Consider the following 21776-nt stretch of genomic DNA (forward strand, 5'->3'; position numbering starts at 1 on the left):
GCGGGGTGGAGCAGCTTGGTAGCTCGTCGGGCTCATAACCCGAAGGTCGTCGGTTCAAATCCGGCCCCCGCAACCAAATACAAGACGATAGATTGAGTACTTATTTAGTATACAATTGTTAAGTCGTCTACGGATGCGCCGCTTGATTCAACTCCTGCTTCTCGCAACCAATCACATCGCTCTTTTCATAATGCTGCGAAGCATGAATCCCCAAAAGCTAAACTTTTATCCGCATCATATGATGTCGGACGATTTCGTTTGTGTTTAAAACACGATATGAATCGGCTGACGTACAAGTATGATGAGGCTTCGCGTGTTTTATCTACTTTAATTAACAGAGTTATCCACATACGTCGTTCTGTGGATAAGTTGGTTGATAAAGTGTTTTTAGCTCGACTTTTTATGATGGGGAAGAAAGATCTTTTCTCTAAAGTGAAGTTGAAATAACAAAGAAATATCAATTAAATCTTTGTTATATAAAGAAAAAATAAGTTTTTTGTCGGATCGAGTACGTTAAAATACGATCATTAACTGGTATTTTTTTGATCCTAGTCATTTCTCCGAGCTGTGTTTAACTTTTTTCTGCTAGCTTGTTTTTCTTGAATCTCAAATTTTTTTCCACATTACAAAATTGAGAACAAGGTCATGAATTGAACATGCAAAAGTACTTTCAATCTCTTGCATATAGACTACGCTCTATGCGTCTCTCGGCAGTCCCTTCTCGACTATCCTTATTAAGCGTTGCTTTTTCGTCTCTATAGATGAATTACTCTCAGTGGGGAGTTGATTCAGTTGCTCTGTCAAAGCCCATTTAATGTGCTCATCAAGTAATTTATTTTCACCTTGCCGACTTTCCAGCGCATCTATGATTCGCTGACTATATTCTGCATTACCAAGTGCGACAGCGATGTTACGTAGCCACTGTATATGACCAATACGACGGATAGCGGAGCCTTCCATATTTTTTAGAAAAGTCGCTTCATCCCAGTTAAACATGTCGACGAGGTCAGGGTTTTTGAAACTGTCACGACGGTGGAAATCATCTTGCTCCGTTATGTCGGCGTAGCGGTTCCATGGGCAAACCAATTGACAGTCGTCACAACCATAAATGCGGTTACCCATTGGCTTTCGAAACTCTTCAGGAATCACGCCATCGAACTCGATGGTGAGATAAGAGATACAACGCCTGGCATCGACAACTTTGTCTTCAACGATGGCTTGTGTTGGGCATGATGTAATGCATGCTTTGCATTTACCGCACTGATCAACGCTTGGCTCATCTACGGGTAGTGGTAAGTCGATAAGTAGTTCACCTAAAAAGAACCACGATCCACAGTCTTGATCTAAAATCAGGGAATGTTTCCCGGTCCAACCTAAGCCCGCTTTTTGGGCGAGAGGTCGCTCTAATATTGGTGCGGAATCAACGAAAGGTCGGTAACCATATTGACCAACCTCTTGTTCAATAAGTTTGCCGAGCTTATTTAGCTGCTTTCTGACGAGCTTGTGATAATCGCGCCCTAGTGCGTAGCGGCTAATATAGGCATGACTTTTATTCGCGAGGTTCGAAGCGAATTGAGCCTCTGGTGGCAGATAGTCCATCCGGACGCTGATAACACGAACGGTTCCCGGGAGTAGCTCATGGGGTCTAGCACGCATCATACCGTGACGAGCCATCCAATCCATTGAGCCGTGATAGCCTGCATCAAGCCATTTTTGTAGTGCTGCTTCATGTTCACTCAGATCAACGTCGCAGATCCCAACTTTTTGGAAGCCGAGTTCTTTTCCCCAAACTTTGATTTGTTGTGCGAGTTGTTCGTAGTTCATGTTAACCACCGGAATAAAGGGGGGCGGATCTTAACGGATCTCTGGCTTTGGTGCTACCCAGTTAGGTACGTTTTTGATGTTGTGAATACTGCTTATTGAAGTCATTTGCATATATTCTAAATCTAGGTCGATACTAAGATGATTAAGATACCGTTTATTGGATACTTTTTTCGCACATATGACATTTGAAAGCTTGTCTCTCAAAACCAACACGGTTTACTATTCCTGTTCTTTTGATTTTTATATAGTCAACGATCATTAGTTAGAGAAGCATCAATGAGCACGAAACAATTCAATTTAAAAGATGAGCATGAAACGGTTGCACTAGGCACCGCTTTGGCTCAGCTTTGTTCCCAGCAAACCACAATTTATCTGCATGGTGATTTGGGTGCAGGTAAAACAACCTTTAGTCGTGGTTTTGTCCGTGCTCTTGGTCATCAAGGTAACGTGAAAAGTCCAACTTATACTCTAGTCGAACCGTACCAGTTGGATCAGTGGCAAGTATATCACTTCGACCTTTATCGTCTTGCGGATCCTGAAGAGCTTGAGTTTATGGGGATTCGAGACTATTTCACAGACGATGCGATTTGCTTGGTTGAATGGCCTGAAAAAGGGCATGGCTTACTGCCACAACCGGATCTTGATGTAAACATTCGCTACCAAGGTGAGCAACGTGTAGCCGAACTAACAGCTAATAATGATTATGGTGTGCAGTTACTCAGTCGATTGGAGCTATGTTGAGTTTTTCAAATTTTAGAGTGGTGGCGACGTTTGTCGCCACTTTTCTCCTTCTCATCCCCAATTTAGCATTTGCTAACGTCGTTAAGAGTTTTCGAGTTTGGCCTTCACCTGATGAAACGCGTGTTGTCATCGATTTAGGCTCGGAAGCTGACTATTCCTATTTCTCTTTATCAGGGCCGGATCGCCTTGTCGTGGATTTAAAAAGCACGACGATGCAGGCCAAACTACCTGTTACTGTTACGGATAGCCCTGTTTTAAAACTGGTACGAAAAAGCTCGCCTCCAGAGAAGGGCACTTATCGTTTGGTGTTTGAACTAAAAAAGAGCGTTCAAGCGGAGTTATTTAAATTAAGCCCAACACCAGGTGGGCAGTATGGTCACCGCTTGGTGATTGATTTACCGCACGGTAAGAAGGCCTCGACCTCTAAACCGAGTAAGCCAGCGGCGGCCAGCAAAGACATGAGTTCAGTTCAACGAGCTCAAGAAGTGTTAATTGTTATCGACCCTGGTCACGGTGGGGAAGACCCTGGCTCTATTGGCCCTTCACGTCGTAAGTACGAGAAAGATGCGGTATTGAGTATCTCAAGAAAAATTGCTGCTCAGCTCGATGCGACTCCTGGTATTAAAACGCGCATGACTCGTACGGGAGATTATTTTGTAAACTTAAACCGTCGTGTCGCGATTGCTCGTGAAAATGATGCGCACTTGCTGATTTCCATTCACGCAGATGCGTTTACTTCACCGAAGCCTCGCGGTGGATCGGTCTTCGTACTAAATACTCGTCGTGCAAATACCGAAATTGCTCGTTGGGTCGAGAACCATGAGAAACAGTCTGAGTTATTGGGCGGCTCGGGTAATGCGTTCTTCACGAAGACAAAAGATCGTAACGTGAACCAAACTTTGTTGGACTTGCAGTTTAGTCATTCACAAAAAGAAGGTTATAAGCTGGCAACAGAAATCCTAGGTGAGATGGGACGTGTTGCGCACCTGCATAACACCAAACCGATCAACACCAGCCTTGCGGTTTTACGCTCTCCACAGATTCCGTCTGTGCTAGTGGAAACGGGCTTTATTTCTAACCCAACAGAAGAGCGTTTACTGTTTCAACGAGCGCACCAAGATAAGTTAGCTCAGGCTATCACTAAGGCGGTCGTCAAGTACTTAAAAGATAACCCACCAGAGGGTACGGTGTTCTCGCCTTCAGCGAAGCCAATGGTACATATTGTAAAGCGTGGCGAGTCATTATCGGTGATCGCGAACAAATATGGGCTTAGCTCTAAAGCGCTGATGTCGGCAAACAACTTGAAGTCGACAGGCTTGGCAATTGGTCAGAAGCTCAACATTCCTTCTGCTGGTACGATTAAAGTGCCAAGTAAACCGATTACTGTTGAGACAGAAACCATTACGCACAAGGTTAAGTCTGGTGAGTTCTTAGGTAAGATTGCGAATCACTATAAAGTGAAGGTTTCAGATATCCGCCGAGAGAATAACTTGAAGTCAGATACCTTGTGGGTAGGGCAAAAGTTGAAGATAACGGTCGCGGTAAAAGATAAACCGATTCGTAAGCACAAGGTTTCTCGGGGTGAGTTCCTTGGCAAAATAGCGTCCAAATACGGCGTTAGCGTATCGAGCATTCGTAAAGCGAATAACTTACGCTCTGATCAGCTAGCGGTTGGGCAAGTCCTGATCATTCCAAACAAGTAGGTGAGCTTCTAACTCATTATGACGATTAAAATTTTGCCAGCCAGACTTGCAAACCAAATCGCCGCAGGGGAAGTGGTCGAAAGACCTGCTTCTGTGATTAAAGAGCTGGTTGAAAATAGTCTTGATTCTGGCGCAACTCGAATCGATATCGATATCGAGAAAGGAGGCGCAAAGCTGATTCGTGTTCGTGATAACGGAAAAGGTATCGCGAAAGATGAACTCGGCTTAGCGCTCAGTCGTCATGCGACATCTAAGATACATACCTTAGATGATCTCGAAGCCATTATGAGTCTAGGTTTTCGCGGTGAAGCGTTAGCCAGTATTAGCTCAGTCTCGCGTTTGACGCTCACGTCGCGTCCTGCGGCACAAGAAGAAGCTTGGAGTGCTTACTCCGAAGGGCGTGATATGCAGGTGAAGCTTAAGCCAGCAGCGCACCCGATTGGCACGACTGTTGAAGTGTTGGACTTATTTTTTAATACTCCAGCGCGTCGCAAGTTTCTTCGTACGGAGAAAACCGAATTTGCTCATATTGATGAGTTATTGAAACGCATTGCGTTAAGCCGCTTTGATGTCACCATCAATGTGCGCCACAACGGCAAGATCATTCGTCAATATCGTGCGGCGAAAAATCAGCTTCAAACCGAAAAACGTATTGCAGCTGTCTGCGGTAACGCGTTTGTTCGACACATGCTCAGAATCGAGCTTGAGCATCAAGGGTTAAATCTACATGGGTGGATTACCACGCCAGAGGGAGCAAGGCAGCAAAGCGATTTACAATATTGCTATGTGAATGGCCGAATGATGCGTGACAAATTAATCAATCACGCGATTCGTCAAAGCTATGAAATGAGCTTAAAGCCAGATCAGTTTGCTGCGTATGTGCTCTTTATTGAGCTAGATCCGCACCAAGTAGATGTGAATGTTCACCCTGCTAAGCATGAAGTGCGTTTCCACCAAGCTCGTTTGGTGCATGATTTCATCTATCAAGCTCTGACGGATGCACTTTCACAAAGCGCTGTGATTGATAAACCACAGGTGAATGAATCGGCATTTCATCGCGTGGAACAGACTGAATCCGAAGAGATTGAGCATTCGCCAGAGCCTGAAAAAGTACAAGAGCCAGCATCTTCACCAGTACCAGAGCGGGTTTATCAAGCGATAGAGAGTACACCGGCTTATCCTGGACGCAGTGATTATGAAGTGAAGCCTCGTAATAGCGGTCCTAGTGAAACCTCCGTGCGAGAGGCGCGCGTAGTGGAGTCATTCAAACGTAATGATTGGGTGGAATCCAAACCTGCACCAAAGCCAAGTCACAGTAAAGAGCGCCACGTAGAACCAGCGCCAACTAAACAAGAAGTACGCGCTTATCACGAGCTGCTGAAAACGCCAGAGTTTGAGGCTCAGGCAGTCACTCCAATAGCGCCCCAAACGATAACTTCGCACACATCAATGCCATCGATTACTGCATTAGGCAAAGCGCTGATGGTGGTCGATGAACAATTTGTTTTGATGAGCAGTGACAGTGGGGCGGCGTTAGTCTCGTTACCTAGAGCAGAATTTTATCGTGTAAAAGGCCAGCTCACTCCAAGCGATGGTGCACTCAAGGCACAACCTCTGCTTGTTCCTCTATCTATTAAGTTAGAGCCCGAATTAGTGAGACTGGCCCAAGATTATCAACAAGATTTGGCATTGCTTGGTATTCAATTGAAAGCGAGAAACGAGCACGCCTTAATGGTGATGGGCGTCCCAGCTCCGCTGCGTCAACAAAACTTACAAAATTTAGTACCAGATCTGTTATCTTACGCGCAATCTTGTGTGAACGAAGGTATAGCAGCGGCTCAGATGCTGTCTGAGTTGATAGATTGGCTCGCATTACAGGTCACGACAGTGAAGAGTCACTATACTTTTTCTGAAGCCATTCAAATTATTGCGGAACTTGAACAGCTAAGACATGGTCAATTGCCATTAGAAGATACAAAATTCGTATCCGCTGTTGATTTCTCTGCCACGATAGCCAAATTAAAACCATGACAGATAAACTACCTTTGGCGCTATTTTTAATGGGGCCAACTGCATCAGGCAAAACTGAGCTGGCGATTCGTCTTCGTCAAAAATTTCCGATTGAGATCATCAGTGTTGATTCTGCTTTGATCTACAAAGGGATGGATATCGGTACGGCGAAACCGGATGAAAAAGAGTTAAGTTTGGCGCCTCATCGCTTGATAGATATTTTGGATCCAAGTGAATCTTACTCTGTCGCCGACTTTCGTCGAGATGCATTGAAAGCGATGGATGATATTGTTGCAGAAGGAAAAATTCCACTTCTTGTGGGTGGAACAATGCTGTATTACAAGGCGTTACTTGAAGGTTTATCACCACTTCCTGCTGCAAATCCTGAAATTCGTCAGCAAATTGAACAAGAGGCATTGACTAAAGGTTGGTCAGTGTTGCACGATGAACTCAAAGAGGTTGATCCTGTGTCAGCCGCGAGAATCCATCCCAATGATCCCCAACGTTTATCTCGGGCATTGGAAGTTTTTCGCATTTCAGGTAAAACTTTGACTGAATTGACTCAAACGAAAGGTGAAAGCCTACCATACCGAGTCAAGCAGTTTGCAATAGCTCCCAAGGATAGGGCAGAACTTCACCGTCGGATTGAACTCCGTTTCGAGAAGATGATGGAAGCGGGCTTTGAAGAAGAAATGAAAGCGTTACATTCGCGAAAAGATCTTCACCCCGATCTTCCTTCCATACGATGCGTCGGTTACCGACAGATGTGGGAGTATTTAGATGGGGAGTGTACACGTGACGAAGCGGTATTTCGTGGCGTATGCGCGACTCGTCAATTGGCCAAGCGTCAAATCACCTGGTTACGCAGCTGGGATGATTTAACTTGGTTGGATAGCGAGAACATTGAACAGGCATTAGAAACGATGTCGGAAGCAATAGCATCTGATTGACATAGCTGTGTATAATGTGATCGTTTTTGCGTGAACGCACTCTCAAAGGATCTGTTGTTGGCGGTTTTTATACTATGCTGCTAATTACTTAGAGTGCATTTTTGATTCGTTTAGCTCAGATGCAAAAGCCGTATCTTTTGCATTGCACCACTAGCTAAATAATTACAACTACAAATTAAATAAGGAAAATAAAAATGGCTAAGGGGCAATCTCTACAAGACCCATTTCTAAACGCGCTACGTCGTGAGCGTATCCCGGTATCTATCTACCTTGTGAATGGTATTAAACTACAAGGTCAGATCGAATCATTCGATCAATTTGTGATCCTGCTGAAGAATACTGTTAACCAAATGGTGTACAAGCACGCGATCTCAACAGTTGTGCCGGCTCGTCCAGTGAGCCATCACAGCGGTGAACGTCCACAAGGTGAGCGTCCACAAGAGAAATCAGAAGATTAATTCTTCATCGAGTATTTTTAAAATAAGGAGTTGATTGCTTGTTTGACCGTTATGAATCCGGTGAGCGAGCCGTACTTGTTCATATCAACTTCACGCAAGAAGGTGAATGGGAAGATCTGGCTGAGTTCGAAATGCTGGTTTCTTCTGCTGGGGTAGAGGCGCTACAAGTGGTAACTGGTAGTCGTCAATCCCCACACCCGAAATACTATGTCGGAGAGGGTAAGGCCCAAGAGATTGCTACAGCGGTACAATCAACGGGTGCCGAAATTGTGATTTTTAATCACGCCCTCTCTCCTGCCCAAGAACGTAACCTCGAAGCACTGTGCCAATGTCGAGTTCTCGACCGCACTGGTCTTATTCTCGATATCTTTGCTCAACGAGCTCGAACACACGAAGGTAAGCTACAGGTAGAGCTGGCTCAACTTCGTCATATCTCTACTCGTTTGATTCGTGGTTGGACGCACCTTGAAAGGCAGAAAGGTGGTATCGGTTTACGTGGCCCGGGTGAAACCCAGCTGGAAACCGACCGTCGCTTATTGCGTGACAGAATCAAAGCCATCCTGCGACGCTTAGACAAAGTAGCGAAGCAGCGTGAACAAGGGCGCCGCGCCCGAAATCGAGCTGAAATCCCAACGGTTTCACTTGTGGGTTACACCAACGCGGGTAAGTCGACACTCTTCAACCGTATTACAGAAGCTGGCGTGTACGCGGCTGATCAATTATTTGCTACTTTGGACCCGACTTTACGTAAGATAGAGTTAGCAGATGTTGGTCCTGCCATCCTGGCAGACACGGTTGGTTTTATTCGACATTTGCCACACGACTTGGTTGCGGCCTTCAAGGCAACCTTGCAGGAAACGCAAGAAGCTGACATTTTGTTACATGTTGTTGATGCCAGTGATGAGCGTTTTCGTGAGAATATTCAAGCTGTTCATGAAGTACTAGAAGAGATCGATGCGCATGAAGTGCCGACTCTGGTTGTCATGAACAAAATCGACAATCTAGATTCGCAGAAACCACGTATAGAACGAGACGAGGAAGGCGTACCTCGCGCAGTTTGGGTTTCAGCAATGGATGGGTTGGGCATTGATGTCCTGTTTGAGGCGCTGACGGAACGTCTGGCGTCACAAATGGTCGAGCATCAGTTGCGAATTCCTCCACAGTATCAAGGACGATTCCGTAGTACCTTCTTCCAAATGAAGTGTATTCAACGTGAGGAATATGACCAGGATGGTAACTTGTTGATCGATATTCGAATGCAGCAAGTAGATTGGTCTAGACTTGAAAAAAGAGAAGGGGCAGTTTTGACTGGCTTTATAGTCACTTAAAGGACTGCTACAGTATAACGTCATATCAAATGATGGAGCTTTCTAATGGCGTGGAATGAGCCTGGAAATAACAACGGCAACAATGGCCGCGATAATGACCCTTGGGGTAATAATAATCGTGGTGGCCAGCGTCCTGGTGGCCGAGATCAAGGTCCGCCAGATTTAGATGAAGTGTTCAACAAACTGAGTCAAAAGCTGGGCGGCAAGTTTGGTAAAAAAGGCGGCGGTGGTTCTCCAATCGGCGGCGGTGGTGGTAGTGCAATTGGCTTTGGCGTGATTGCTCTGATTGCTGTTGCAGTTTGGTTCTTCGCTGGTTTTTACACCATCGGTGAAGCAGAGCGTGGTGTTGTACTGCGTTTAGGTAAATACGATCGTATCGTAGACCCAGGTCTTAACTGGCGTCCTCGCTTTATTGATGAGTACGAAGCGGTAAACGTACAAGCGATTCGTTCACTACGTGCATCTGGTCTAATGCTGACTAAAGATGAAAACGTTGTAACAGTTGCGATGGATGTTCAGTACCGAGTGACTGACCCATACAAATACTTGTACCGTGTAACCAATGCAGACGACAGCTTGCGTCAAGCAACGGATTCTGCACTACGTGCAGTAATTGGTGACTCATTGATGGATAGCATTCTAACCAGTGGTCGTCAGCAAATTCGTCAAACTACGCAAGAAACACTGAACCAAATCATTGATAGCTATGATATGGGTCTGGTACTTGTTGATGTGAACTTCCAGTCTGCTCGTCCACCAGAGCAAGTGAAAGATGCGTTTGATGATGCAATCGCAGCACGTGAGGATGAAGAGCGTTTCATTCGTGAAGCTGAAGCATACAAGAACGAAATCTTGCCTAAGGCAACGGGTCGTGCGGAGCGTTTGAAGAAAGAAGCACAAGGTTACAATGAGCGTGTCACTAACGAGGCTCTTGGTCAGGTAGCACAGTTCGAAAAACTACTACCAGAATACCAAGCAGCGCCTGGTGTAACGCGTGATCGTCTGTACATTGACGCAATGGAAGAGGTGTACTCAAGCACTTCGAAAGTGTTGATTGACTCGGAATCAAGCGGCAATCTTCTTTACCTTCCAATTGATAAGTTGGCGGGACAAGAGGGCAAAGCAGATACCAAACGTAAATCGAAGTCATCTTCAACCTATGATCAAATTCAACTTGAGTCTGATCGTACACAAGAAGACACTTCGAACTCGCAGTCTCGTTCAACAGGTTCACGTCAAGGGAGATACTAAGAATGCGTAAGTTAATGATCCCTGTACTGGTAATCGCACTGGCATTAATGTTGATGTCTTTGTTTGTGATTCCTGAAGGTGAGCGCGGTATCGTGGTTCGATTTGGTCGTGTCTTGAAAGACAACAACGACATCACTCGAATTTACGAGCCTGGTCTGCATTTCAAGATGCCTTTGTTTGACCGTGTGAAACAACTTGATGCACGTATCCAAACAATGGATGGCCGTGCAGACCGTTTCGTAACGTCTGAGAAAAAAGACGTTATCATTGATACCTACGTGAAGTGGCGTATTGAAGATTTTGGTCGCTACTACCTCGCGACTGGCGGTGGTAACTCGCTAACGGCAGAGGCACTACTTGAGCGTAAAGTGACGGACGTGCTTCGTTCTGAAATCGGTGCTCGTGAAATCAAACAGATCGTATCTGGTCCACGTAACGATGATGTGCTACCAGAAGACGCAAGTGCCGATGTTGTCGCAACTGAAGCGGCTCGTGAGGCGCTTGAGATTGATGGTGAACGCGACCTAATCATGTCTGAAGTATTGAAAGACACGCGTGAAAGCGCAATGAAAGACTTAGGTGTTCGTGTCGTTGATTTCCGAATGAAGAAAATCAACCTGCCTGATGAAATCAGTGAGTCTATCTACCGTCGTATGCGTGCGGAGCGTGAGTCCGTTGCTCGTAAGCACCGTTCTCAAGGTCGTGAAAAAGCGGAAGTTATTCGTGCTCAAGCAGAACTAGAAGTAGCAACTATTCTAGCTGAAGCTGATAAAACTGCGCGTGTGACACGAGGTGAGGCGGATGCTGAAGCTGCGAAGATTTATGCTGAAGCGTACAACAAAGACCCTGAGTTCTTTAGCTTCCTACGCTCGCTACGTGCGTATGAGAAGTCCTTCAGCTCTAAGAGCGATATTCTGGTGCTTGATCCGAAGAGTGAGTTCTTCCAATACATGAACCAGTCGAAGGGCAGCATGGAGAAATAATCTCCGCTTCTCATTGAAATAAAAGGCTCCTTAGGGAGCCTTTTTTGTATCTGATGCTAAGTGCTAGCTCATCATGATGGCGATTACGGCTCCAGCAACTACTAGGCAGCCACCGATGCGTCGTAGCTGATTGTTGGGTTGTTCACTTAATTGAGCCACCATATTCCGCCAACCGTTAGGAGCAATCAGTGGCCCAATGCCTTCCACGATCAAGACGAGCCCAATCGCCAACCATATGGATTCAGACATAGCGCTTTCCAGTCGAATAGAGAAAGCTAAATACTATCAGTGATATGCTGATTTCAAAATGAACAAAGCGGCAAGATGACATTCTGGTAGCAACTCTGTGAACAAAAAATGACTGCAAGAAGCGTGATTCGGTGCTAGAATCCATTTTTAACTAGCAATCAGACTTGGAAAGATGGGAAATAACGTAGTCGTTCTAGGCACCCAATGGGGTGACGAAGGTAAAGGTAAAATCGTAGACCTTTTAACTGAAGATGCAAAATACGTGGTACGCTACCAAGGCGGTCACAACGCAGGTCACACTCTCGTAATTGACGGTGAAAAAACCGTTCTTCACTTAATTCCATCAGGTATCCTTCGCGATAACGTAAAATGTGTTATCGGTAACGGTGTTGTACTATCACCTGAAGCTCTACTTAAAGAAATGAAGCCTCTTGAAGAGCGCGGTATTCCAGTACGCGAGCGTCTTTTCATTTCTGAAGCATGTCCGCTAATTCTTCCTTACCACGTTGCAATGGACCAAGCTCGCGAAATCGCTCGCGGTAAAAAAGCTATCGGTACTACTGGTCGTGGTATCGGTCCAGCATACGAAGATAAAGTTGCTCGTCGCGGTCTACGCGTTGGCGACCTATTCGATATGGCGACTTTCGCAGAGAAGCTAAAAGAAGTCATGGAGTTCCATAACTTCCAACTAGTTAACTTCTACAAAGCGGAGCCAGTAAGCTACGAAGAAGTACTTGAGCAAGCTAAAGGCTACGCTGAACTACTAACGTCAATGGTTATCGACGTAACTGACGAACTAGACGCAGCACGTAAGCGCGGCGACAAGATCATGTTCGAAGGTGCACAAGGTACACTACTTGATATCGACCACGGTACTTACCCGTACGTAACGTCTTCTAACACGACTGCTGGTGGTGTTGCTGCAGGTTCTGGTTTTGGTCCTCGTCACATCGGTTACATCTTGGGTATCGCAAAAGCGTACTGTACTCGCGTTGGTGCTGGTCCATTCCCGACTGAACTATACGACGGTTTAGATAAGCAAGATCCAATTGGTAAGCACTTAGGTGAAGTTGGCCACGAGTTCGGTGCGACAACTGGTCGTCTACGTCGTACAGGTTGGTTCGATGCTGTTGCTATGCGTCGTGCAATCCAAATCAACTCTGTATCTGGTTTCTGTCTAACTAAACTAGACGTACTAGATGGTCTAGAAGAGCTAAAAATCTGTACTGGTTACAAGATGGAAGATGGCTCTGTGCTAGAAGTTTCTCCGATGGCTGCTGAAGCATTCGAAAAAGCAACGCCAATCTACGAAACAATGCCTGGTTGGTCTGAGAACACATTTGGTGCTAAGTCACTAGATGCTCTACCACAAGCCGCTCTTGACTACATCAAGCGTATTGAAGAGCTAACTGGCGTTCCAGTAGACATCATCTCTACAGGTCCTGACCGTAACGAAACTATCATCAAAGTTCACCCATTCGAAGCTTAATTGATAGCCGTTAAAGATTGCAAAAGCCGACCTTCTGGTCGGCTTTTTTGTATCTGAACAAAAACAGCGTGACTCTCATATGGCAAGCTTTTGCCGCTGAGCCTAAATCAGAGGCAAAAATTGTCTAAAGCTTAGCTGTTTTTTGCCGATAAGGTTATCAAGCAGAGGAGATCCTTCACCGATCTTTGGTTTCTTAGATACCTTAAGGGTACGTTTATGAAGTTACGAACAGTGGCTGCTTCACTGTTGTTGACCTTGGTTGCTACCACAGTGAAAGCCAATGTTGCTGATGTGGGGGCACCAGTTCCGATCTATACCGAAGCAGAGCTGATAAAGCTTATTGAGCAAAATAAGCACTTACAACGTGTGCGCGCTGATAACTGCCAGCTGGTGGAGGATATCGTAGCTCGTGCGACTCGAATTAACTTACCCGCTTATGAATTTCTGTACGGAGATATGTTGGCTTGGGGGGTGTGTGTCGAGCAAGATGTCGAACTGGGTCTTTACTACATCGAAAATGCAGCGCATCAGGGGTTACCAGCTGCACTAGAGCAGATTGGCCGATACTATTCGCGTGGCACTTTAGTACAGCAAGATAAAGAACGTGCAATTCCATATTTGCGAGAAGCTGCGTCAATGGGAAACCTAAACGCGCGTATTCATCTGGCCGAGTTGCTTTTACGTGATTATGGCAGTCCACTCGATTACGAAGATGCGTATCGTTGGTTATATAACTCTGTCACAGCAGATAAGCGGCAGCATAAGCGCATAACTGTATTGAGAAACGGCCTTGAACAGCGCATGCCACAAAACGTTATTGCTCGAGCTAAACGGCGAGACACCTTTTGGTAACGCTTCAATATTGCAAACAACTTCATACAACAAAGCCCACGTCACGTGGGCTTTGTTGTTTTCCCGATAGTTGGTAGCGCTTAAACCACTTTGTGTGGACCGAAGCATTCGTAATGGAATTGCTCTTCTGGTACGCCAAGTTCTAATAGCTGTTTCGCTACGTGCTGCATAAATCCTACAGGACCACAGAAGTATACCTGCACGTTATCTTGCTTTAATGCAGCTTCAATTTCATACAGATTGACAAAGCCCGTGAAGTGGAAGTCTTCGCCTAGCTTGTCTTCTGCCGTTGGTTGGTTATACCAAACGAGCGCGTTCATATTTTCTTTTTCTGCAACGAGTTGGTTTACGTGTTGCTTGAAAGCATGCTGTTGGCCATTTTCTGTTGCATGAACCCAAGTTACAGGTGCTTGATGTGCTGAGAGACTTTCTAGCATTGACAGCGTTGGAGTAAGTCCCACACCAGCAGAAATTAGAACAACGGGTGTTTGTGGTTCGGCATCCATAAAGAAATCACCGGCAGGGGCCGCAAGCTGCACTTTTTCGCCAATGTTCAGGCTATCGTGCAGGTAGTTCGACACTTTTCCGCCTTCTTCACGTTTTACTGAGATACGGTAGGTGTTCTCTTGGACCGCAGAAGACAGGCTATATTGGCGAATTTCTTGGTTTTCTAACTGGTCACTGTTGATGTAGATGCCAAGGTATTGTCCCGGTTTATACGGCGCCACTTTTTGGCCATCGGTTGGCTTGAACACAAAGCTGCAAATGTGTTCGCTCTCAATCTTTTTATCGACTAATTCAAATTCGCGTAGACCGCGCCAGCCGCCTTCCAAAGCTTCATTTTGTTGGTAAATTTGTTCTTCGCGCTGAATAAATACATTCGCAAGTACGCCGTAAGCCTCAGCCCAAGCATCCAACACTTCTTGACCTGGATTAAAAAGCTCATCGATTGTAGCAAGTAAATGCTTACCAACGATTTGGTACTGATCTTCTGTGATCAAAAAGCTCGTGTGCTTATGCGCAATTTTCTCTACTGCGCCAAGCAGAGCTGGCAAATTTTCAATATTGGCAGCATAGGCACAGATAGCGTTGAATAATGCTTCACGCTGATCGCCGTTACGCTGGTTACTCATGTTAAAAATATCTTTCAACTCAGGGTTATGAGTAAACATACGCTCGTAAAAGTGCGCGGTCAGTTTTGGTCCTGTTTCGGCGATGAGTGGTGCGGTCGCTTTGACGATCTCGATAGTTTGATTGCTGAGCATAAGGGCTTCCTACTTTAAGTTGTATTTATAATGCATGTTTAAAGTTGTATCTCAAATGTATCTTTCGATCAAGAAAAGATTTACACTTTTATCGATAGCTCAAGTTTGGGGTTTTAGCATCACCAGTGGGTTATTGAGTCGCACTTTGGGAGAGAATATGCAGTTAACTAGTTTCACTGATTATGCGTTGAGAACCTTAATTTTCTTGGCTTCGTTGCCGGAAGATGAGTTAACCAGCATTACCGAAGTGACGGATTTATTTGGTGTGTCGCGCAACCATATGGTTAAAGTTATCAATCGGTTAGGGCAGTTGGGTTATGTCCATACCGTGCGCGGAAAAAACGGTGGTATCCGGCTGATGAAGCCAGCGTCTGAAATCACAGTCGGTGGTGTTGTGCGCGATTTAGAGCCGTTAGATTTAGTCAACTGTGGTGTGGATTTTTGCCATATTACCCCTGCTTGCCGCCTCAAAGATAAATTGGCGAAAGCAAAAAGTGCCTTTCTGGCGGAGTTGGATGACTGCACGATTGAATCCTTGCTCAGTGACAATTCTGAACTTCTGATCTTGCTGGCTCGTCCTTAACTCATTTGCATGCCTAGAGTCGATCTCGATCATTCTTTTTTCAAAGCAATTCTGTAGCTTATCGAGAGACTCAGATATACTAGCCATATACCTTCCTTGCTAGATAGGCGTGCCTATGTCAGACAATATTCCAAACGATCCTTTTGCAGATCGTGAATCCAAAAATTACGAAAATCCAATTCCAAGCCGAGAGTTTATCATCGAGTTTCTAGAGCAAGCGGGCGTTCCAATGAATCGTAACGACTTGTTTGAGGCACTAAAGCTTGAGGGCGAAGAGCAATACGAAGGGTTGCGTCGTCGGCTACGTGCGATGGAGCGAGATGGCCAACTGGTGTTTACCCGCCGTCAGTGCTATGCATTGCCTGAAAAACTTGAAATGGTGAAAGGTTACGTGATTGGTCATCGTGATGGCCATGGTTGGGTACGTCCAGAAGGCAGCGTCGGCAAGGATGATGATATTCTGTTACCGCACCATCAGATGAAGAACATCATCCACGGTGATTTTGTCTTAGTGCAACCGACAGACAACAGCAAGCGCGGCCGCCGTGAAGGACGTTTGGTGCGTGTGCTAGAGGAGCGCAATGATCAAATCGTTGGTCGTTTCTTCCTTGAATATGGATACTCCTATGTTGTCCCAGATGACTCGCGTATCAGCCAAGATATCCTGATCCCAAATGAGCACAAAGCGGGTGCACGCATGGGTAACGTAGTCGTAATTGAAATTACTGATCGTGGCTCACGCTCACGCGGCATGATGGGTAAAGTGGTTGAAGTCCTTGGTGAAAACATGGCACCAGGTATGGAAACACAAATTGCGATTCGTACACACCAAATCCCTCACGAATGGCCAGAAGCCGTCGATAAACAAATCGAAAACTTAGGCGAAGAAGTACCAGAAGAAGCGAAAGTTGGTCGTGTGGATCTACGTGATTTGCCACTAGTGACCATTGACGGCGAAGACGCACGAGACTTTGATGATGCCGTTTACTGTGAAAAGAACAAAGAAGGTGGTTGGCGTTTATGGGTAGCGATTGCTGACGTCAGTTACTACGTTCGTCCTGACTCTGCGTTGGACAAAGAAGCGATCAATCGTGGTAACTCAGTATATTTCCCTTCGCAAGTTGTGCCAATGTTGCCAGAAGTACTGTCGAACGGTCTATGTTCGCTTAACCCGCAAGTAGATCGCTTGTGTATGGTGTGCGAAATGACCATTTCCGATACAGGTAAGCTGTCTGGTTACAAGCATTACGAGGCGGTGATGAACTCGCACGCTCGTCTCACATATAGCAAAGTGAGCGCGATTCTAGAAGGGGATGAAGAACTACGTGAGCGCTACCAGCCGCTTGTTTCTCATCTAGAAGAGTTGCACAAGATGTACAAAGTGCTGAAAGAAGCACGAGATCAACGCGGTGCAATCGAATTTGAAACCGTTGAAACCAAATTTATTTTCAATGCGGAACGTAAAATCGAAAGCATTGAGCCAGTAATTCGTAATGACGCGCATAAGATCATCGAAGAATGTATGATTTTAGCCAACATTGCTTCGGCATCGCTGGTAGAAAAAGCGAAAGAGCCCGCGCTTTATCGTATCCACGAATCTCCAGGTGAATTACGCCTGCAAGGTTTCCGTGACTTCTTAAGTGAACTTGGTCTTGAGCTAAAAGGTGGTTTAGAGCCTTCACCAACGGACTATGCTGATCTCGCACGTCAAATCTCCGGGCGTCAAGATCAAGAGTTGATTCAGACCATGCTGCTACGCTCAATGAAGCAAGCGGTATACAACGCAGATAACGCGGGGCACTTTGGGTTGGCATTGAAACGCTATGCGCACTTTACGTCGCCAATTCGTCGTTACCCTGACTTGTTACTTCACCGTGCAATCAAGTATCTGATTGCTAAAGAAGAAGGTCGTAATCAAGATCGCTGGACACCAACAGGTGGCTATCATTACTCGTTTGACGACATGGATTTTTACGGCGAACAATGTTCGATGACAGAGCGCCGTGCTGATGATGCAACACGTGATGTTGCGGATTGGCTGAAGTGTGAATATATGCAAGACCACGTCGGTGACGAACTAGACGGTGTTATTGCTAATGTCACTAGCTTTGGCTTCTTTGTACGTTTAACGGATTTGCACATCGATGGTTTGGTACATATTTCTACCCTTGCGAACGACTACTATCAATTTGACCCGATTGGTCAACGACTTATTGGTGAAAGTTTCGGTAACATCTACCGCTTAGGTGATGCAGTAAAAGTAAAAGTACTGGCTGTTAACCTCGATGATAAGCAAATTGACTTTGAATTGGTCGAAACAAGTCGTAAGCTACGCGGCGAAGGTAAGACTGCGAAGAAACGCGCAGCGGAAGCAAAGCGCAAAGCGAAAGATAAAAAACGCGCTGCGACTCGCTCTTCATCGAAGGAAGGTGGCGCGGCTCGTGCAGTTCCTGCGATAGAGCCAACTAAACGCCCAGAAGAAACGGGCGCAACGAGTAAGCGTAATGGCCCAAAACGTGGTGACGCCGAAGGCAACGAGAAGCCTAAAGTGAAAAAAGCACGTAAAAAGAAGCCGCACAGTAAGCCGAAGAAAACCAAGCGCACTAAAAAAGAAGCGCAGTAGTAGGTTGAAGCGCCAACTTAGTTCAAACTTGGTTGGCGCAGGCAATACGACCAGAACAACAGGTTAAACAATGAGTAACGAATTTATCTACGGCATTCACGCAGTGAAGGCGGTATTGGAGCGCGAACCAGAGCGTTTTATCGAGGCGTACGTTTTAAAAGGTCGTCAAGATGATCGCCTAATGCCAATCCTAAATGATCTTCAGGTTTGTGGTGTTTCTATTCAGCAGATGACACGTAAAACTTTGGATGACAAAGCGCGCGGTGCAAATCACCAAGGCATCATTGCTCGTGTGAAACCAGCGAAGCAGCTGAATGAGAACGATATAGATGACATCCTGGCGCAGCACGAATCACCACTGCTATTAGTGTTAGACGGCGTGACCGATCCACACAATCTTGGTGCGTGTTTACGTAACGCAGATGCGGCAGGTGCTGCGGCGATCATCGTACCGAAAGATCGTTCTGCGCCAATGAATGCGACGGTAAGTAAAGTCGCTTGTGGTGCAGCTGAAGTCGTACCATTGATCCGAGTGACTAACTTGGCTCGTACTATGCGTACATTGCAAGAGAAAGGCATCTGGTTTGTTGGTACTGCGGGTGAAGCAACTCACGACATCTACCAAGCCAAACTGACTGGACCTCTTGCTATCGTAATGGGGGCTGAAGGTGACGGTATGCGTCGTCTGACTCGTGAAACCTGCGACGATTTGATTAAGATCCCAATGGCTGGTAGCGTTTCAAGCTTGAACGTATCTGTGGCATCCGGCATCTGTTTGTTTGAGGCAGTTCGTCAGCGTATTGCTGCAAAGTAACGACGAAACAAACAGTTACTGTAGAATTAGACATAATGATAAAAACAAAGGATGGGGTGCCATCCTTTGTCGTTTTCACCGATTTATAAATAAAAATCCTCAGGGAAGTTATGACTCAACAAGACATTAAATTCATCGCCTTCGATCTAGATGGTACTTTGCTTGATAGCGTGCCAGATCTAGCTGTCGCGGCAGACCAAGCAGTACAGGCGCTTGGCTTTCCATCGGTTTCAGAAGAACAAGTTCGTGATTATGTGGGTAACGGCGCAGACGTGCTTATTGGTCGCTCATTAAGCCAAAGCCTGACCATCAACCCAGAGCTGAGTGAAGAGCTTCGTGCTAAAGCGCGTGTATTGTTTGATGATTACTACGAGCAAAGCGGTCACAAGCTAAGTCATCTTTACCCAACGGTAAAAGAGACACTAGCAGAGCTGCACAAAGCGGGCTTTGTTATGGCGTTGGTGACTAACAAACCTTCAAAGTTTGTGCCTGACGTTTTGGAAAAGCACGACATCGCAAAATACTTCGTTGATGTCCTTGGCGGTGATGCATTCCCAGAGAAAAAACCAAACCCAGTAGCATTGAACTGGTTGATGGAAAAGCACCAAATCCAACCAAGTGAAATGCTGATGGTTGGCGACTCGAAAAACGACATTCTCGCAGCAAAGAATGCAGGCTGTGCCTCATTTGGTCTGACATATGGTTACAACCACGGTGAACCTATTTCAGCATCAAATCCAGATTTCGTCGCTGACAGTTTGGCAGAATTATTGGACGTTGTAGCGGTTTCTGCATAACGGCTACAAAAGAGCTTCCAAAATACTCGTTAATGAGTACACTGAGTAAACCGTGCACCTATTACTGCACGGTTTTTTTCATTTAATTAGATTAAGAAGTCAAAGGAATCATTCTAATGAGCAAACCCATTGTATTGAGTGGTGTTCAACCTTCAGGTGAACTAAGTATCGGTAACTACTTGGGTGCTCTACGTCAATGGCAGCAGATGCAAGACGATTATGATTGCCAATATTGTGTGGTAGACCTTCACGCGATTACGGTTCGTCAGGACCCTAAAGCGCTGCATGAAGCAACTCTAGACGCACTGGCAATTTGTCTGGCAGTTGGTGTTGACCCGAAGAAGAGCACGCTATTTGTTCAGTCACATGTACCAGAGCATGCTCAATTAGGTTGGCTTCTTAACTGCTACACTCAAATGGGTGAGCTGAGCCGTATGACTCAGTTTAAAGACAAATCGGCACGTTACGCGAATGACGTAAACGTCGGTCTATTTGACTACCCGGTGTTGATGGCGGCTGACATTTTGCTTTACGGTGCACACCAAGTACCTGTAGGCAGTGACCAGAAGCAACATCTAGAATTAGCGCGCGATATCGCAACGCGTTTCAACAATATTTACTCGCCAGAGCAGCCAATCTTCCAAGTTCCAGAGCCTTACATTCCGACAGTAAATGCGCGTGTAATGAGCCTTCAAGACGCAACGAAGAAGATGTCTAAATCTGATGACAACCGTAAGAACGTTATCACGCTGCTGGAAGAGCCTAAGTCGATCCTTAAGAAGATCAACAAAGCGCAAACCGATACCGAAACGCCACCAAGTATCCGTCATGATATCGAGAACAAGGCGGGCATTGCTAACCTAATGGGTCTGTACTCTGCGGCGACAGGCATGAGCTTCGAAGAGATTGAAGCGAAGTACCAAGGCGTAGAAATGTATGGCCCATTTAAGAAAGATGTTGGTGAGGCAGTTGTAGCAATGCTTGAGCCAATTCAAGCAGAATATCACCGTATTCGCGCTGATCGTGCTTACATGGACGAGGTAATGCAGCAAGGCGCTGAGAAAGCCTCGGCACGAGCGGCTGAAACGCTTAAGAAAGCATACGAAGCAGTAGGTTTTGTAGCTCGCCCATAGTTGCTAAGAACGAATACGAAAAGCTCCACTTTGGTGGAGCTTTTTTTATGCCTGTATTACTGAAATGGTGTGTCTTTCATACAGCGTTCCATGTCGTAATATTCAACACGTCCTCGAGCTCCTAGAAAGGCAGACTTCACAACCATGCCTCTATCAATGAAGTAACTAAGCTGTACGCATGATATATCGTAGCTGAGTTCTTTAATTCTCGCTGGAATCCAGTAGGTTCCTGGCGTTCTTAGACGCTGAGTAAAGGTAATAACACCCTCGTCACTGACTTCTAGCTCTTCAATACCATCCAGTTCATTTTTGGCTGATTCGATGATGTCTTGATTCGCCGTAGGTTGAAGTGGCTCACTGGCGGTCAACTGACACCCCGCTATCAAGCCAAGTAGGGAGAGAGCTAGCACACTGCGTTGAATTGTTTTCATTTGTCGTTCCTGGGTTTACAGCTAATGAGATCTTATTGTCTCGCGCAGGTGTTATATCTTTTGTGTATGTTTTTGGCTAGTGAGTAATGAAAAGTTATTGAATAAATCATGAAAACTTTGAAGTATGAGGGGCCTGTATAAGAGAGAACGAAGCGAGTAATAGATTCTTGGGCTTGAACAGTGATACAAGTGAAAATTAAAGCATTCTAAATTAGTGACTAATTATATTTTTTATTTGTAACAGGAACGGTTGGGTTAATAAGCAACTCAACAAGTGATGTATTTTCTACTC

At 45.6% G+C, this 21776-nt stretch carries 19 protein-coding genes; 15 read left to right on the forward strand and 4 right to left on the reverse strand.

Going from position 1 to position 21776, the window contains the following annotated elements; translation table 11 throughout:
• Positions 1–696: 696 nt before the first annotated feature.
• Positions 697–1824: a tRNA epoxyqueuosine(34) reductase QueG gene (gene queG / locus R8O10_RS20985; RefSeq protein WP_005381370.1), complete on the reverse strand. Its 1128-nt coding sequence runs from the start codon at positions 1822–1824 to the stop codon at positions 697–699.
• Positions 1825–2100: 276 nt separating this feature from the next.
• On the opposite strand from queG, the gene tsaE reads away from it, so the two are divergent.
• From tsaE to hflC, 8 genes are all read left to right on the forward strand, one after another.
• On the forward strand, positions 2101–2565 hold the full coding sequence (gene tsaE / locus R8O10_RS20990) for a tRNA (adenosine(37)-N6)-threonylcarbamoyltransferase complex ATPase subunit type 1 TsaE (RefSeq protein ID WP_005381372.1): 465 nt from the start codon (positions 2101–2103) through the stop codon (positions 2563–2565).
• Positions 2559–4268, forward strand: coding sequence for an N-acetylmuramoyl-L-alanine amidase (locus R8O10_RS20995; RefSeq protein ID WP_005381374.1), 1710 nt, complete (start codon positions 2559–2561; stop codon positions 4266–4268). The genes tsaE and R8O10_RS20995 overlap by 7 nt, the downstream gene beginning before the upstream one ends.
• Positions 4269–4286: 18 nt before the next feature.
• Positions 4287–6299 carry a DNA mismatch repair endonuclease MutL gene (gene mutL / locus R8O10_RS21000; RefSeq protein WP_225478165.1) on the forward strand — a complete coding sequence of 671 codons (2013 nt, stop codon included), beginning with the start codon at positions 4287–4289 and terminating at the stop codon, positions 6297–6299.
• Complete coding sequence (gene miaA, locus R8O10_RS21005; protein WP_005381378.1) at positions 6296–7228, forward strand: tRNA (adenosine(37)-N6)-dimethylallyltransferase MiaA; 933 nt, start codon at positions 6296–6298, stop codon at positions 7226–7228. The genes mutL and miaA overlap by 4 nt, the downstream gene beginning before the upstream one ends.
• Positions 7229–7422: 194 nt before the next feature.
• Positions 7423–7686, forward strand: coding sequence for an RNA chaperone Hfq (gene hfq, locus R8O10_RS21010; protein WP_005381379.1), 264 nt, complete (start codon positions 7423–7425; stop codon positions 7684–7686).
• Positions 7687–7724: 38 nt separating this feature from the next.
• Positions 7725–9014 carry a ribosome rescue GTPase HflX gene (gene hflX, locus R8O10_RS21015; RefSeq protein WP_005381380.1) on the forward strand — a complete coding sequence of 430 codons (1290 nt, stop codon included), beginning with the start codon at positions 7725–7727 and terminating at the stop codon, positions 9012–9014.
• A gap of 45 nt (positions 9015–9059) precedes the next feature.
• A complete protein-coding gene (gene hflK, locus R8O10_RS21020; protein WP_005381381.1) occupies positions 9060–10265 on the forward strand; it encodes an FtsH protease activity modulator HflK in 1206 nt (401 codons plus the stop codon).
• A 2-nt stretch (positions 10266–10267) separates the two neighbouring features.
• On the forward strand, positions 10268–11248 hold the full coding sequence (hflC, locus tag R8O10_RS21025) for a protease modulator HflC (RefSeq protein ID WP_005381382.1): 981 nt from the start codon (positions 10268–10270) through the stop codon (positions 11246–11248).
• A 63-nt stretch (positions 11249–11311) separates the two neighbouring features.
• Here the strand turns inward: hflC and R8O10_RS21030 are convergent, their stop codons facing one another.
• Positions 11312–11497: a DUF2065 domain-containing protein gene (locus tag R8O10_RS21030; RefSeq protein WP_005381383.1), complete on the reverse strand. Its 186-nt coding sequence runs from the start codon at positions 11495–11497 to the stop codon at positions 11312–11314.
• 172 nt (positions 11498–11669) lie between these two features.
• Between R8O10_RS21030 and R8O10_RS21035 the strand changes: the two genes are divergently transcribed.
• Positions 11670–12986, forward strand: coding sequence for an adenylosuccinate synthase (locus R8O10_RS21035; RefSeq protein WP_005381385.1), 1317 nt, complete (start codon positions 11670–11672; stop codon positions 12984–12986).
• A gap of 216 nt (positions 12987–13202) precedes the next feature.
• A complete protein-coding gene (motX, locus tag R8O10_RS21040) occupies positions 13203–13838 on the forward strand; it encodes a flagellar protein MotX (protein WP_005381388.1) in 636 nt (211 codons plus the stop codon).
• Positions 13839–13918: 80 nt separating this feature from the next.
• Here the strand turns inward: motX and hmpA are convergent, their stop codons facing one another.
• On the reverse strand, positions 13919–15103 hold the full coding sequence (gene hmpA, locus R8O10_RS21045; RefSeq protein ID WP_005381390.1) for an NO-inducible flavohemoprotein: 1185 nt from the start codon (positions 15101–15103) through the stop codon (positions 13919–13921).
• Between the two features lie 157 nt (positions 15104–15260).
• On the opposite strand from hmpA, the gene nsrR reads away from it, so the two are divergent.
• The 5 genes from nsrR to trpS all read left to right on the forward strand — a co-directional run bounded on the left by nsrR (position 15261) and on the right by trpS (position 21053).
• Complete coding sequence (nsrR, locus tag R8O10_RS21050) at positions 15261–15686, forward strand: nitric oxide-sensing transcriptional repressor NsrR (protein WP_005381392.1); 426 nt, start codon at positions 15261–15263, stop codon at positions 15684–15686.
• Between the two features lie 115 nt (positions 15687–15801).
• A complete protein-coding gene (rnr, locus tag R8O10_RS21055; protein WP_017821742.1) occupies positions 15802–18309 on the forward strand; it encodes a ribonuclease R in 2508 nt (835 codons plus the stop codon).
• 70 nt (positions 18310–18379) lie between these two features.
• Positions 18380–19123 carry a 23S rRNA (guanosine(2251)-2'-O)-methyltransferase RlmB gene (gene rlmB / locus R8O10_RS21060; RefSeq protein WP_005381395.1) on the forward strand — a complete coding sequence of 248 codons (744 nt, stop codon included), beginning with the start codon at positions 18380–18382 and terminating at the stop codon, positions 19121–19123.
• 110 nt (positions 19124–19233) lie between these two features.
• Positions 19234–19920: a phosphoglycolate phosphatase gene (locus R8O10_RS21065; protein WP_005382834.1), complete on the forward strand. Its 687-nt coding sequence runs from the start codon at positions 19234–19236 to the stop codon at positions 19918–19920.
• 116 nt (positions 19921–20036) lie between these two features.
• Positions 20037–21053, forward strand: coding sequence for a tryptophan--tRNA ligase (gene trpS, locus R8O10_RS21070; protein ID WP_005381398.1), 1017 nt, complete (start codon positions 20037–20039; stop codon positions 21051–21053).
• Between the two features lie 56 nt (positions 21054–21109).
• Here trpS and R8O10_RS21075 read toward each other — a convergent pair whose 3' ends face one another.
• A complete protein-coding gene (locus R8O10_RS21075) occupies positions 21110–21484 on the reverse strand; it encodes a hypothetical protein (protein ID WP_064354374.1) in 375 nt (124 codons plus the stop codon).
• Between the last annotated feature and the right edge of the window lie 292 nt (positions 21485–21776).

It is taken from the genome of Vibrio sp. 1727, from assembly GCF_033344415.1.
In the GTDB taxonomy this organism is placed as follows: Bacteria; Pseudomonadota; Gammaproteobacteria; order Enterobacterales; family Vibrionaceae; genus Vibrio; species Vibrio alginolyticus.